The organism is Xenorhabdus yunnanensis (genome assembly GCF_028598805.1).
In the GTDB taxonomy this organism is placed as follows: Bacteria; Pseudomonadota; Gammaproteobacteria; order Enterobacterales; family Enterobacteriaceae; genus Xenorhabdus; species Xenorhabdus yunnanensis.
Genome location: NZ_JAQRFI010000308.1, coordinates 1 through 259 on the forward strand (window position 1 = coordinate 1; position 259 = coordinate 259).

1 pseudogene is annotated in these 259 nt (G+C 59.1%); it reads right to left on the minus strand.

The annotated features are described in order from the left end of the window. A pseudogene (locus PSI23_RS22375) lies at positions 1 to 259 on the minus strand (baseplate J/gp47 family protein); the annotation flags it as partial.

The following is a 259-nucleotide window of genomic DNA, read 5'->3' on the forward strand; positions in this document are numbered from 1 at the left end:
CGCCGCTGAGATTTCAAACGGCGAGACTTCACGCCCGACCACCAGCCCGCTATCGCCTTCCTGCTCACCCCGTACCCATTGCTCAATCGCCGCCGGAATAAGGCTTTGCGCATCCATCGTGGACTTTTTCACCGTGACCCGGCAGAAAGTGATTTTTTCCGTGGGGCGGTCAAAGCGGATCTCATACTCCTGCCCGCTCACCCGCTCTGTCACGGTCACCACTTCTTCCCCGTTATAGGCCGCCCCGATGGTTTTGGTG